The organism is Peribacillus sp. S4 (assembly GCF_046715815.1).
Taxonomy (GTDB): domain Bacteria; phylum Bacillota; class Bacilli; order Bacillales; family DSM-1321; genus Peribacillus; species Peribacillus frigoritolerans.
In genome coordinates, this window is record NZ_CP175708.1 from 2,885,397 (window position 1) to 2,899,204 (window position 13,808).

Sequence of the window (13,808 nt, forward strand, 5' to 3'; positions counted from 1 at the left end):
CCCCTTTAATTAAAAACGATGATCGCTTTTCGAACTTGTTCGGGATGATTTTCCACAAAATTAAATGCTTCCTGGATATCATCCAGCGAAAATGTGTGGGTAATTAAACCTTCATGTCTGAGTTTTCCTTCATTTAAAAGTGTAACTACTTTTGGGAACTGATTGGTTTGCAACCTAGACCCTTTAACCGAGACTTCCTTTTTAGTGATTGGGAGTTGGGAAACTGATGCAGGCCGTTCATCAAAACCGAGTACGACAATCCGGCCCGCCGTTGATACGACATCAAAGGACAATTCAAATGTCATCGGCAAGCATACTGCATCAATGACGACGTTGGCACCTTCTCCATTCGTCCATTCTTCCACTCGTTTTTGAACATCTTCTTTTCCCGCATGGACAATGATATCAGCGCCGCTTTCTTTAGCGAATTCCAAACGTTCCTCGCTTAAATCCGTGATCATCACTGATGCTCCTTGAAGCTTTGCCATCTTTAATATGCAAATCCCAATAGGCCCAGCTCCCTGGATAAGCACTGTTTCCCCTTCCTCCACTTCACCTCTCCAAACGGCCTGTGCTCCGATTGTATATGGCTCAGCCAATACTATTTCTTCCCAAGCCAACGCGGAATCCACAACATGTAATTGTTTCTCGGGAAGGACGAACCATTCTCTCATACCACCATCTTCATGTACGCCAAAAACGGACAGTTTTTCACAAACATTTTGGCGGCCTTTGCGGCAGGCGTAACACTTCCCGCAGTAACTTATGGGCTCAATAACAACATGGTCCCCAACTTTTATGCCCACGACGCCTTGTCCAATCTCCACAACTTCTCCCGCTACTTCATGCCCGACGACTCGCGGCAGCGTAGCAAGAGGATTCGTACCATGGTAAATATGCATATCCGATCCACAAATCCCGACTCTTTTTACTTTTACAAGGACATCCGTCGAGTTCGAAATCCGTGGTTTTTCCACTTCTTGTATGATAAGTTCATGAGCTTTCCGTACTTGAACCGCTTTCATTTCTCCCACCTACTTTGTAAGAAATTCATAAACACTTGATGCTATCGTAATACCATGTTTCAGGTTTTTTTCTTCATTGATCTGTTCAATCTCACCCGGTACATATACGCGATCGAACCCTGGAGCAGGTTCAACCTGTTTCAGCTCTTCAATCATTTGATCCATTTGCTCTAAAAATATATCAGTATCAGTAAAGAATGAAGGATTAATTACACAAAAATAATGCCCCAGCTTCCGTTTCTTATCAAGATCGTCATACATTTTCCCAATGTGCGGGCCAAATGCCGCACCGGCCAATAATCCAGAAAACACATCTACAATTACCGATAGACCATAGCCTTTCGGGCCTCCGAAAGTGGAAAGGGAAACGACTTTATTCGGATCCGTGACTGCAGCTCCATTTTCATCGACACCCCATCCTTCAGGGATTTCCTTTCCTTCTTCGCGTGCCTGGAGAATTTTCCCCCATGCAACATTGGATGTAGCCATATCAAGAATATAGGGTTTCTTCGTTTTGGCAGGAACTCCGTAAGCGATTGGGTTGGTACCAAGAAATGATGTTTTTCCCCCGAACGGGACGACAATTTTATCGGTATGTGACATCGCGATGCCAATCAACTTTGCATCAGCGGCTTTTTGAACGAAATAACTTAGTGCTCCGCAATGGCTGCTATTAAAAACAGTCACCATGCCCACGCCATTTTCTCTCGCCATATCGATTGCATGGTCCATGGCCACGTCGCTGATCACATGCCCAAATCCATCATCTCCATCAACTACACCGGTAACGGGCCCTGTCTTTTGGAAGGAAATCTGGGCTTCGGGATTTATACCCCCTGCCTGTAAACGGTTCACATAATGCTCTGTTCGCAAAACACCATGGGAATTGACATTTCTGAGATCAGCATGAACCAATACTTCCGCAATTTTCCCGGCAGTTTCTTCATTCAAACCCACTTTGGTCAGCTGCTTTATAACTAATCGTTTTGCTTCCTCTGCTTGTATCGTTACTGTTGCCATTTTCTCTCCCCATTTCTTTCAGCCTACTATCTTTCTATTACAATCTCATTCTGTATGAAAGGCATTACTTCATCCAAATATGGTAATCCTTCATTGTCCCCTGCAACAGTGGTGACAAGAGCTCCTACACCATTTGCGAATGCCAATCTTTCATCAATTGATAAACCATTAAGGTATCCGTAAATATAACCGGCATCATAACCATCACCTGCACCAACTGTATCTACAGGTATTACAGGGAAAGCTTCTTTTTCATGCCATTCACTTTTAGTATATAGTTTTGAACCTTGTTTCCCGTCCTTAATGACAAGCTGATCAATAGCATTCACCTTCGCGAATTCAGCCAAAGATTCTTTTGAGTCAGTACCGATGATCAATCTTATTTCATCTAAACCTGTAAGCAAAATATCAACATATGGAAAAATATCATAGTAAACTGACCTTGCTTCCTCGATGGACCATAGCTTTAAGCGGATATTCGGATCAAAAGAAACAGGTATATTTTTTTGTTTTGCAATTTCCATTACCCTCTTGGCAATGTTGACATTTTTCGGATCTATAGCCAAAAATACTCCAGTAAGGTGGACTATATCAATCCCTTCAAACATCTTCTCTGTTATATCTCCAGGCTTTAAAGTTAAAATGGGAGATTGATAGCGGTAATAAAATGTCTTTCCGGAACCATCTTCCCGAATTTCTTTAAAGTTAAGAGATGTTGGATATCCATTTACATAGGCCACATCACTCATGTCCACGCCTTCTCCACGAGCGAAATTATAAATAACTTTACCGAACTCATCCTTGCCTAAACGGCTTATCCATTTTGACCGCAAGCCTAGCCTTGCACAGCCAATCGCAAAATTCAGTTCAGCGCCTCCTACTTTTCGCTCAAAACGGTTAACGAATCTTAAAGGTCCTGTCTCTTCCGGATTTAGCGTGATCATGGCGTCGCCCAGCGTTAAAACACCATATTTTGATGACAATACAGTACCTCCTTCTTGCGAACATTCACAAATGGAAACAAAAACATTTGATCATATCACTTTCATTATGCTTATTAGCTAAATCGATTTAGTTAATTACTAAACCGGTTTGGTAAATCATAAGGAAATTGTAAATGAAAACCCTATCAAAAACAATAGAAAAGTTTGATAATTTGTAATTTTATTTTTATTCGATACTATTTCATATGATATTTCAGCTAAATTTAAGATAAATAAACCTTATTATGGAAAATGAACAAGCACTGTTTCATCTTTAAATGATTGACAGTTTCAGATTTTTTTCGATCAAATTTACTCTTTGCTATTAATTTGGGAGAAAGTTGTATAATATATCAATTGTTAAATAAGTTTGAAAGGTTGTTTGGAATGAGTTTTTTGAAAATATACATCTTACTTACCGGAATAATGATTACATGGGGGTTAAATGTCTCAGTTATTAAAATTTTAGTTGCGCATACGCAGCCCGTAACGATAACATCTATGAGAATTTTTACTGCTTCTCTTATCGTCATTATTATCCTTTTCTTCTTTGGACTAATACGCCTTCCTAAAAAAAGTGAACTTTTTTACGTTTTTGGAGGAGCACTTTTGAGTGTCGTTTTTCATCATTATTTTTTAGCTGAGGGATTGACGAAGACATCCGCCTCGAATACTGGATTGATTTTGGGCATGGGGCCAATATTGACTGTCATTTTGACCATGATTTTCTTTCGAAAAAAACCTACGTTAATCAAGCTGCTAGGCTTTATATGCGGTTCCCTGGGTGTGAGTTTTACCGTTATGGCAGGAAGCGGAGGAATTCATTCTATTAATCTTGGGGATGTGGATATTTTGCTTTCCATTCTTTCACAGGCATTGAGTTTCATCCTCATAAATAAAGCCTCAAAAACAATGGATCCACGATTATTAACCGGCTACATGATGCTGATCGGGTCTTTTATTCTTTTTGCCATCAGCTTATGGAAGGAACCAGAGGGCTTATCTTCCCTGGCAACCGCACCGCCATCCATCTGGGGAGCTTTCTTTTTCTCCGCTATTTTTGCCACCGCCCTCGGGCACATGAGCTATAATTATGCCATTGGTAAGGTAGGCGCAGCCGAATCATCCATATTTCTTAACTTAAACACCTTATTCTCTTTGTTAGGGGCAGCATTTTTCCTTAATGAAGCCCTTGTACCTGCACATTTCATCGGACTTATCTTCATTGTTTCAGGAGTATTGCTTGGCTCTGGTGCAATTGAAATATGGATTCTCCAAAAGAAAAATAAACGTTTATCTGCCTAGCGGCCGGAGCGGAACTAGATTTCGTGACTTTCTATGTAACATGATAACAGATCCTACGACACTGCCATTCTTATAAAAATGGCAGTGTCGTAGGATCTTATTTTTATTGTCCTTCCCTTCTTTCAACTACAAATAATTGCAGAATAATAATTGGAGATTCATATCTGTTACAATATACCCAAAAATTTGCTTGAACATGTCCATTGAAGTGTTCCTGTAAAGACAAGCTTATTGTCGGTTGTGGCCTTTTCTTTCTGAGGAATCAAGCTTGGTTTGATGAACTTATATAATAAAAAAGACTGACTATTCGTTTTAGACAGTCAAATATCATGCTTATAAAATAAATCAACTAGCCCAGAGCGCAAACAAGCCTTCTGTTACACCCAATTTGTATATATAATAAATTCCGAATGCAAAACTTATAGCTCCCGCCATTTTGATGAAGATTCGGTTTAAAACGATGTCCTTCCCATTCAAAGCAAACGGTATGCCTAGAATGGTAGTAAAGCACAGCATGCCAATAATTGTCCCTGCACCAAATATAATGATATAGATAGATCCTTCGCCAATACCGGTTACGGTCGACATCGTTAGAATGACCATTGCGGCACTGCCAGCGAGACCATGGACGAAACCAATTAAAGCAGACACCAAATAAGGACGAAATCTATCTTTCTCGTTCTTAATATCAGGGCGTGCTTTAAATAAACTTCTCGCCCCTAGCATAACAAGCATAATGCCAACGCCGAATTCCAGTGTCATGCTTAACGACTCTGGAATTTCCCCCTTCATCCAAATGAATAGCACACCTATAAGAAACAGCGTACTTGTATGGCCTATCCCCCAATACACCCCCGTTAGAGTGGAACGGGATAATTTTTTCGTGTTTCCTGCCGTCGTTGCTACGGCAATAACATGATCCGGTTCTAACGAATGCTTTATCCCCAATAGGAATCCTAATGTAAGAATCGACACCAAACTCATTTCTCTTTGACCTCCCCGAGACACTTCCAAACTTCTTCATACACCCTTTTAAGAGGTATATTGTTCTGTAAGGCAATTTTACGGCAATCTTCATATTCAGGTGCCTGTTGCAAGGTCAATCCCTCATGAATACCCCTCTTCATCGTCACTTTTCCCCATTGTGTATGTACATGTAAAAATGATCGTTCGAGCCTGTGCACGGTAAGTGGATAGTAGCGTATCCCGAGAGTCGTCGTTTCAGCAAATAATATCTTCTTCATTTTCGAAATCACCTGCTGTGAACAAAGAAGCTGCAATAACACCCCCGGTCGATTTTTTTTCATATAGATTGGCGTATAAAATACATCATTTGCTCCTGATTCGAACAACAAATCCATAACATGCCCAAGCCATTCACCGGAAATATCATCTAGATTCACTTCCATTTTCACCATTTGTTCATCAAGATGCTCATGATCAGGCGGGCGGTTCATTGAGTCTCCCCTATGATAACTCGAAGGACGTTCGGATGATTTTCGAATGTTTTTGTGCCCGCACCATAGCCAATCGATTCGACAGTCATAGATGGAAGCGAGCCGAAATTTCCAGCTAAAACCGCAGCGATGGCAGCACCGGTCGGCGTTGCTAATTCAGAACGAATATCGTTTGAGGCAATCGCTACCCCCTTTAATATTTCAAGGGTGGCAGGTGCAGGAACAGGATATATTCCGTGATCAATATGTATATGTCCAGATCCCGTTGGAATGGCTGATGACTGAACTGATTCAATACCTAGCTGATCGATTAAAATTGCAGCCCCGATTATATCTATTATTGAATCTACCGCCCCTACTTCATGAAAGTGTACTTTTTCCAGTGGAAGCCCGTGTATATGTCCTTCCGCTTCACCAATCTTCTTAAAAATGGCGAGTGACATGTTAGCTACCGATTCAATAAAGTTCGCCTCATTGATAGCTTCTACAATTTGTTTGTAGGTACGGCTGCCGTGATGGCTGTGTGGTACATGGCAATGGTTGTGTTCATGTCCAATACTGTGCTCGTGTTCATGACTGTGGTCTTGTCCATGACTGTGACTGTGTCCAAGACTGTGCTCGTGTCCATGACTGTGACTGTGTCCATGTCTGTGCTCGTGTTCATGACTGTGACTGTGTCCATGACTGTGCTCGTGTTCATGGCTGTGGCTATGTTCATGTGTTTGGTCTGATTTACTGGTAAGAATGACATCAAATTTAGTACTCGTAATGCCATTTTTGACGACCTTCCCCCATGACAGATTATATTCTTCATCCATGTTCAACTTTTTTAACTCTTCTTCCATTTGTACAGGGTCTGCACCTGCATCAATCAACGCACCAATAACCATATCTCCGCTTATGCCGGAAAAGCAGTCAAAATATAAAGTCCTCATCACAATTGACCTCCTTTTTATGTACAAGCTTGTATATAATCGCTGCATTGTAGGCTGCACCAAATCCATTATCGATGTTCACCACACTTACACCAGATGCGCATGAATTGAGCATTGATAAAAGGGCCGATAAACCGTTAAAATTAGCACCGTAACCAATACTTGTCGGCACAGCAATAATTGGATTCGTGACAAGGCCTCCTAACACACTTGGAAGTGCCCCTTCCATTCCCGCGACACAAACTGATACGGTAGCACCCCTTATTTCGTCTATATTGTCAAGGAGGCGATGAAGCCCAGCAACGCCAACATCGTATATACGCCTGACAGGAATACCTAGAGTTTCGGCCGTCACGGCTGCTTCTTCAGCAACAGACAAATCTGATGTCCCGGCGCATACAATTGCAATATATGAATCAACGGTTTTCGGCTTTTCTCTAACCCAAGCAAGTGTCCGTGCAATCTCGTTATACTCAAAATCACTACATTCTTCTTGTACAAATACCGCTTTTTCCCGAGAAATACGAGTCACAAGCACGGAATCATTCCTTGTCCGCAGCGATTGGACAATCGTTAAAATTTGTTCAGCTGTTTTCCCTTCCCCAAACACAATTTCGGGAAAGCCTTGTCTCCTTTTGCGATGATGATCGATTTTTACAAACCCTAAATTTTCATAGGATGCAAGTTTCCCCTTCGCTTCCGCAACTGTTAATGAACCCTTTTGAACCTGCTCCAAAATATCGTCAATCATGACATCTCTTCCTTTTTAAGCGCCATATTCATACTTCCGCTTGTATAGCCCGTGAGATCCATTGATACATACTTATAACCAAATTGCTTCAGCCGTTTCGTGATCGCCGCATGGTATTGAAGCACTCTTGGCATATCATCGGGTTCAACTTCAATTCGGGCAGTATCCTCATGCGTCCTTACTCTTACCTGATGAATATCCAGTGATTTTATGTAAGCCTCTGATTTATCAACTTTGGTCAATTTTTCCTTCGTAATGATATCGCCATATGCTATTCGTGAGGATAGGCAAGCAAATGACGGTTTATCCCAGGTTGGCAATCCGGCTTGCTTGGACAATACTCTTATTTCTTCTTTGAATAAATCGGCTTCTAGAAGAGGTCCCCTGATTCCTTTTTCTTTAGCTGCTTTCATGCCTGGACGAAATTCGTTAGCATCGTCAGCGATAACTCCATAAATAATATTATTAAATTCATATTCTTCAAGAATAGGAAGCAGGTGGTCAAATAAACTACTTTTACAAAAGTAACAGCGATTCTGATTGTTTTCTTTATATCCAGGAATGGCCAACTCCGAAGTTTGAATGACACGATGGTTGGCACCAATCCATTTTGATAGCATAATGGCTTCTTTCAACTCACTCGATGGATAGGTTTCCGAATCCGCTGTAACGGCTAACACATTATCATAACCCAGAGTATCAATAGCGACTTTTAGCAAAAACGTGCTGTCCACCCCTCCTGAAAAAGCGACCACAACCGACTCCATTTTTTGAAGAATATCCTGCAGATTTCTGTACTTTTCTAGTAACATATCACTTTTCCCCTTTCTGGTTTAGCTGAATTTATCCACTGCCCACCAGCATTATCACACCCTTGATGGATTACAAAAAAATTGAAAAGGAGGAAATAAAGCAGTCGTACTTTCATTCCCAGCGCTTATTGAAATGATATTCATATAAGCGCTGGACGGCTTTAGCTTTTTTGTACGATAGCCGAGAATTTTTTTGCCGTTTCTGTCAGCCTGGTGTAATCTTCACCTGTAATCAATTTCGCAGGATTGATCAATGAACCGCCTACTCCCGCCGCGATGGCCCCTGCCTTAAAAAATGACGCGAGGTTGTCAAGGTTGACACCGCCAGTTGGCATAAGGGGAATATGAGGAAGCGGTCCTTTAAGATTTTTAAAGTAGCTAACACCCAAAGCATCTGCCGGGAAAACTTTGATAATGTCAGCTCCATGCTCATAAGCAGTCAATATTTCTGTTGGTGTGAGCGCACCTGGGATGCTAATAACGCCATAGCGCTTCGCCAGTTTAATCGTTTGGACATTGACGGTTGGAGAAAAGATAAATTCCGCCCCTGCCATGATGACCGCACGGGCCGTTTCAGGATCCAATACTGTACCGGCACCCGCTATGATATCATCACCGAACTCCTCTTTCACTCTTTCAATCAAATGGCACACTTTGGGAGTTTCCACTGTTATTTCTAGCGTTCGGATGCCGCCCTCTTTCAGGGCCCGGGCGATTGGTATAATTTGATTGGGGCGTGCACCGCGGATGACGCCGACCAGCTTCCCATGTTTAAGCTCTTCAAGTTTAGTCATTTTTTCCACCTTTCTACCTCTTCACATCATCAGCGCCGCCACTCATGAACAAAGCGAGGTCGGCACGGGCCGGCAAACCCTCCACATCGCCATTTACCATCGTTGCCATTGCTCCCATGGCATTTCCACGCCTTGCAGCTTCATCTAGCGGCAGTCCATCAAGCAGTCCGGAAAGTACACCGGATGCAAAAGCATCCCCAGCACCGATGGGATCAACGACCCGTTCCACATAGAATCCAGGAACGTATGTTTTCGGTACAGACGGGGCTGAAATTAAAGAGCCTTCTTTGCCCAATTTAAGTAAAACTGTTTCGACACCGAGTTCATGAAAATGATCGGCAAATTTCTCCGGAGTATGGGAGCCGAATAAAAATTCGGCTTCGGCCACCCCAGGCATGACGATATCACTTTTCGAGGCGTACTTTGTTATGATGTGACGTGCTTCATTTTCATCACCCCATATTTTCAAGCGAATATTCGGATCGAAGACGATTTTTGTTCCGTTTTCTTTAGCAATGCGGACCGCTTTATCCAAGAGCGACTGACAAGAATTCCCTAGTGCAGGGGTAATCCCCGTAATATGGAGATAAGCGGCATCTTGGATGGCAAGATCAGTTAGTAATTCCGCCGTCATTTTACTAGCTGCCGAATCTTTCCGGTAATAATAAACCCGGGTATCATTCAGCCGTCTGAATTCTTTAAAAAAGACGCCGGTAGGCGCATCAGGGTCTCTTGTTACATAAGAGACATCAACGCCTTCTCCGCGAATGAACGATTGCATGGCATCGCCAAATTCGTCATCACCGAGACGGCTAATCCAGCGTGAGCTATGACCGAGTCGGCTTAACCCGATCGCGACATTGGATTCCGCACCGGCAAACTTCATCGAAAAAGATCTGGCGTGGCGTAGCGGTCCTTCTTCATTCGGGGTAAACACTGTCATTGTTTCTCCGATGGTTACAACATCCATGTCATCATCTTCTTTCTCTTGTCATGCTATTACGTGATTAGAAAGCGTACCGATCTTCTCAATGCTGACGTTCATCCGGTCACCGTTTTTCAACCAGATTTTTGGATTCCTTCCCATTCCAACTCCTGGTGGCGTGCCAGTTGCAATCAAATCACCTGGCATTAGTGTCATGGACTGTGATAAAAATGAAATGATTTTCGGAACCGTAAAAATTAGGTTGCTTGTATTTGAATCCTGCATAATTTCACCGTTTAATTCAAGCGAAATCGCTAGATTGTGAGGGTCACCCACTTCATCTTTTGTCACGATAACAGGACCAAATGGAGCAAATGTGTCCGCCGTTTTGCCTCTTGACCACTGACCGTCCTGAAATTGCAAATCTCGGGCGCTGATATCATTCATAATCGTGTAGCCAAAGACGTAGTCATCCGCCTCTTCTTCTGACACACGTTTCGCTTCTTTTCCAATGACAAAAGCAAGCTCTGCTTCAAAGTCGACCTCTGTTGAATTAATTGGGATTTCAATCGGATCATTATGACCTGTAATCGCATTCGAATATTTTGAAAAAATGACTGGCGAAGCAGGCGGCTCCATCCCCGTTTCCTTACAATGATCAAAATAGTTAAGTCCTACGCAAATGATTTTATCCGGCTTTGCGATTGGCGGCAGGATTTTCACATCTGACGTTTTGAATATTGCATCCTCATTTATCCGTTGCTCGATTAACTGTTCAGCACGTGTGCGCAACTCGCTGCTTCGTTCTATAAATTTTTTCATGCATGCAGGAAATTCCTCTGGACAGAGAGCCGTTAAACTAATTATTTGATCATCTTGAACTAGACCGATGTGCTGTTCGGATTGCACGGAAAAAGTCGCTATTTTCATTTTTTTCCCCTTTCTTAGGTTAATGCGTATGGTGTTTTTTCCCCTTTTAAGACCTGAACGATATTTCTTGCTGCTTTTTGACGAAGTTCAACCATCGCTTCCTCAGAATACCAGGCGCTGTGAGGCGTAATGATGACATTGTCCATTGTGAGTAGCGGGCTATCGATGCTGACAGGCTCATTTTCTGTCACATCAAGTGCAGCACCTGCAATGATCCCTTTTTCAAGTGCATTGGAAAGTGCTTTTTCATCGATTATCGGTCCGCGTGCCGTGTTAATGATGACCGCGTTACTCTTCATCTGTTTAAGGCGCTCCTCATTGATCAGGTGGTATGTATCATCAATTAAGGGCACATGGATCGACAAATAATCGGCTTCGCCTATAATTTCGTCGAGATCCATTTTTTGAACCCCGACAGCAGCCATGTCTGCAGCCGATACGAAAGGGTCATAAGCAGCGGTTTTAAAGCCGAGCGGTTTCACCTTTTCAATGAAACGGCGCGGAATCCGGCCAAAGCCGAGAACCCCAACCGTTTGTTCGTTAAAACGGTGAATCGGGACACACACTTTAAAGTCCCAGTTACCTTTTTTCACTTCCTTGTTTAACAGAGTCACTTTCCGCGCCGACGAAAGTAAAAGTGCCAATGCATGATTCGATACTTCTTCCATGCCATAATCCGGTACATTGGCGACAGTTATCCCCTTTTCCTTAGCCGCATCGAGATCAATTGTATTGACGCCAACACCATAGCGGGAAATGATTTTCGTGTTTTCGAGCGACTCGATGACTCGTCTTGAGATAGGAGCATATTGATTTAAAATTGCATCCGCTTCTTTTGCATGCTCCATTACTTCCTCTTCAGTTTTGCATTGCGCTTTGATGAAATTGATATCCAGACCGCTTTCTTGAAAAATCTCTTCTTCATATTTCAAATGTTCAAATTCGTAATCCGTTAATAATATTTTAAAGGTCATTCGGGCTCCACTCCTTTATAGTAAGACCAGACATCTATTTCGCTGCTGCCTTTTCAATTTTTGCAATGCCGAGTCCTTCTGCACCGAGTTTCGATGTTATTGCTTCAGGATAGTATCGTTCGATCATTTGAATGCCAATTGCGGCACGGCGTACACGTTCTTGAGCGAGTGAGATGTTCGTACTTTCCCATTGTTTCCCTGAAGGGTATACATCAGGGTGATTACGCAGACCAAATTTAATGTATACTGGCGCCAATACACGGATAATTTCCGGTATTTCATAATAGCGAAGAAAGCCTCCAAAGGTATCAGGAACTTCAACATATAAATCAATGGGAATGTTTATTGATTGTCGGATCGCTGCAAGTTTGGACAGCGTTAATGCAGGTGGTACGTTGTAGGTATCCGCTCCGATGTCTTCCATTAATTTAACGGATACTGGATTGGCTGAACCCATTTGAACCGATACTTTAACAACAAAGTCTTCCGGAAGCTGTCCGTGTTTTTTCATTTCTTTCGTTAAAAGTAGGAGTCCTTCATCTGCAACTAACGCACCGCGAAGACCAAGTGCAGCTCCTCTTTTCAAGTCTTCCATGGCATAAACAAGCTGGTCCGATCCTTCATGGCGGATTCCCTGGGATTTACCTCCTGGCGTAAGCGGTCCCGCACTGACATCCCAAGAACCCCTGGGACCGACAAACAAACTGAGCTCCATACCGCGCTCTGCTGTCATTTCACACATTTCTTTAATTTCTTCATCCGTTTGAAGCATGATGCCGCTGCCCTGGGATATCCGGTGAATAGTCAGACCAAGCCGGTCAATTTCTTTCAATGTTTCTTTTAGGGCCGCTGGGCCTTCTACACTTGGCAGTTCAATGCGGTATTGAGCACCGTCCGGAAATGTTTTCGTTGATGTAGGAAGTTCTTTAAGATCAGTAGATGGGTAGCCTAACGTTTCGAGCAAGTCGCGTGATTCTTTCATTTTTGGACGCCTTCTTTCATATCTATATTTTTTAAGAGTGCAGCTACTTTGTCACCCAAATCAGCAGGGTATACATCGCATGGGGCACGGTGACTAGCAGCAACGTCAAACCAGCGCTGATGAACAGCTTCCTTCATGGCTGTAAAAAATGTCGGACCGTAATTGTACACATCCATCAGTTTTGAAATCACTTGATGATTTTTCTGGGCTTCAGCGAGATCTCCTTTATGATACGATTCATATAAATGTACGGATATTTCCGGGGCAAAGACCGCGCTTCCATTAATGCTTCCCGCTGCTCCAATCATTTGGGCCGGAAGCAAATGCTCGTCAAAAGCGGAGAAGACTTTGAAATCACTGCGAACTTTCTTCACTTCAGCCAGCACTTGACGAAGGTGGCCGAAATCACTGACCGTCTCTTTAATACCTGCAATGTTTGAATGATCTTCGGCTAATTTTTTAATCAGTTCGATGGATAAGTTTTGACCTGTCAAGAGCGGGATGTTATAAATGAAAACTTGCAGATCAGTATGGTTCGCCACACTGGAAAAATGTCGGTATAATTGCTCGTCAGACAGCTTCCAGTAATATGGGTTGACTACGAGAACACCGTTCGCTCCATGCTCTTCTGCATAAGAAGTCAGTTCTTGCACCTCTTTTAATGCGGTATGCCCGACTCCGACCATAACTGGCACTCTTCCGTTAATGTACTTTAACATTTCGCGTACATATAATTTCCTTTCTTCAGTTGTAAGTGAGGAGAACTCACCTGAACTGCCCATTAACAAAATACCGTCAATATTCCGTGAGATTAATAGGTCGATATACCTTCTGTTCAACTCCAAATCCAAGTTCCCCGTTTCATCAAATAAGGTGACTACCGGTGGAATGATGCCATGAAAGTCCATTATTTTA

15 protein-coding genes are annotated in these 13,808 nt (G+C 42.6%); 1 reads left to right on the plus strand and 14 read right to left on the minus strand.

Annotated elements, in window-relative coordinates; translation table 11 throughout:
- Positions 1–5: 5 nt before the first annotated feature.
- From ACJ9PY_RS13685 to ACJ9PY_RS13695, 3 genes are read right to left on the minus strand one after another with little or no spacing between them, the layout of a single operon-like run.
- On the minus strand, positions 6–1,025 hold the full coding sequence (locus ACJ9PY_RS13685) for a zinc-binding alcohol dehydrogenase family protein (RefSeq protein WP_411738350.1): 1,020 nt from the start codon (positions 1,023–1,025) through the stop codon (positions 6–8).
- A gap of 9 nt (positions 1,026–1,034) precedes the next feature.
- Positions 1,035–2,045 (minus strand): ureidoglycolate dehydrogenase, encoded by a 1,011-nt coding sequence (gene allD / locus ACJ9PY_RS13690; RefSeq protein ID WP_098864367.1) that lies wholly within the window; start codon positions 2,043–2,045, stop codon positions 1,035–1,037.
- 26 nt (positions 2,046–2,071) lie between these two features.
- A complete protein-coding gene (locus tag ACJ9PY_RS13695) occupies positions 2,072–3,028 on the minus strand; it encodes a sugar kinase (protein ID WP_063590996.1) in 957 nt (318 codons plus the stop codon).
- Positions 3,029–3,415: 387 nt separating this feature from the next.
- On the opposite strand from ACJ9PY_RS13695, the gene ACJ9PY_RS13700 reads away from it, so the two are divergent.
- Positions 3,416–4,333: a DMT family transporter gene (locus tag ACJ9PY_RS13700; protein ID WP_411738351.1), complete on the plus strand. Its 918-nt coding sequence runs from the start codon at positions 3,416–3,418 to the stop codon at positions 4,331–4,333.
- Positions 4,334–4,678: 345 nt separating this feature from the next.
- Here ACJ9PY_RS13700 and ACJ9PY_RS13705 read toward each other — a convergent pair whose 3' ends face one another.
- The 11 genes from ACJ9PY_RS13705 to ACJ9PY_RS13755 all read right to left on the minus strand — a co-directional run bounded on the left by ACJ9PY_RS13705 (position 4,679) and on the right by ACJ9PY_RS13755 (position 13,801).
- Positions 4,679–5,317, minus strand: a complete 639-nt coding sequence (locus ACJ9PY_RS13705) for a hypothetical protein (protein ID WP_063576096.1) — start codon at positions 5,315–5,317, stop codon at positions 4,679–4,681.
- On the minus strand, positions 5,314–5,790 hold the full coding sequence (gene larC / locus ACJ9PY_RS13710) for a nickel insertion protein (protein ID WP_098864364.1): 477 nt from the start codon (positions 5,788–5,790) through the stop codon (positions 5,314–5,316). The genes ACJ9PY_RS13705 and larC (ACJ9PY_RS13710) overlap by 4 nt, the downstream gene beginning before the upstream one ends.
- The gene (gene larC / locus ACJ9PY_RS13715; protein ID WP_411738352.1) at positions 5,787–6,725 is read right to left on the minus strand and encodes a nickel insertion protein; all 939 of its coding nucleotides are present in this window, start codon (positions 6,723–6,725) and stop codon (positions 5,787–5,789) included. Before larC (ACJ9PY_RS13715) ends, larC (ACJ9PY_RS13710) begins: the two co-directional genes overlap by 4 nt.
- Positions 6,706–7,476 (minus strand): nickel pincer cofactor biosynthesis protein LarB, encoded by a 771-nt coding sequence (larB, locus tag ACJ9PY_RS13720; protein WP_063576093.1) that lies wholly within the window; start codon positions 7,474–7,476, stop codon positions 6,706–6,708. Before larB ends, larC (ACJ9PY_RS13715) begins: the two co-directional genes overlap by 20 nt.
- Positions 7,473–8,288 carry an ATP-dependent sacrificial sulfur transferase LarE gene (gene larE / locus ACJ9PY_RS13725; RefSeq protein WP_098864362.1) on the minus strand — a complete coding sequence of 272 codons (816 nt, stop codon included), beginning with the start codon at positions 8,286–8,288 and terminating at the stop codon, positions 7,473–7,475. The genes larB and larE overlap by 4 nt, the downstream gene beginning before the upstream one ends.
- Positions 8,289–8,449: 161 nt before the next feature.
- Entirely contained in the window at positions 8,450–9,082 is a 633-nt protein-coding gene (locus ACJ9PY_RS13730) for a bifunctional 4-hydroxy-2-oxoglutarate aldolase/2-dehydro-3-deoxy-phosphogluconate aldolase (RefSeq protein WP_063577725.1), read from the minus strand.
- A gap of 13 nt (positions 9,083–9,095) precedes the next feature.
- A complete protein-coding gene (locus tag ACJ9PY_RS13735; protein WP_411738353.1) occupies positions 9,096–10,052 on the minus strand; it encodes a sugar kinase in 957 nt (318 codons plus the stop codon).
- Positions 10,053–10,073: 21 nt separating this feature from the next.
- A complete protein-coding gene (locus tag ACJ9PY_RS13740; protein WP_063576090.1) occupies positions 10,074–10,937 on the minus strand; it encodes a fumarylacetoacetate hydrolase family protein in 864 nt (287 codons plus the stop codon).
- A 14-nt stretch (positions 10,938–10,951) separates the two neighbouring features.
- A complete protein-coding gene (locus ACJ9PY_RS13745) occupies positions 10,952–11,911 on the minus strand; it encodes a C-terminal binding protein (RefSeq protein WP_145505404.1) in 960 nt (319 codons plus the stop codon).
- Positions 11,912–11,945: 34 nt separating this feature from the next.
- Complete coding sequence (locus ACJ9PY_RS13750) at positions 11,946–12,893, minus strand: U32 family peptidase (protein WP_268565280.1); 948 nt, start codon at positions 12,891–12,893, stop codon at positions 11,946–11,948.
- On the minus strand, positions 12,890–13,801 hold the full coding sequence (locus ACJ9PY_RS13755; RefSeq protein WP_411738354.1) for a dihydrodipicolinate synthase family protein: 912 nt from the start codon (positions 13,799–13,801) through the stop codon (positions 12,890–12,892). Before ACJ9PY_RS13755 ends, ACJ9PY_RS13750 begins: the two co-directional genes overlap by 4 nt.
- Positions 13,802–13,808 lie beyond the last annotated feature (7 nt).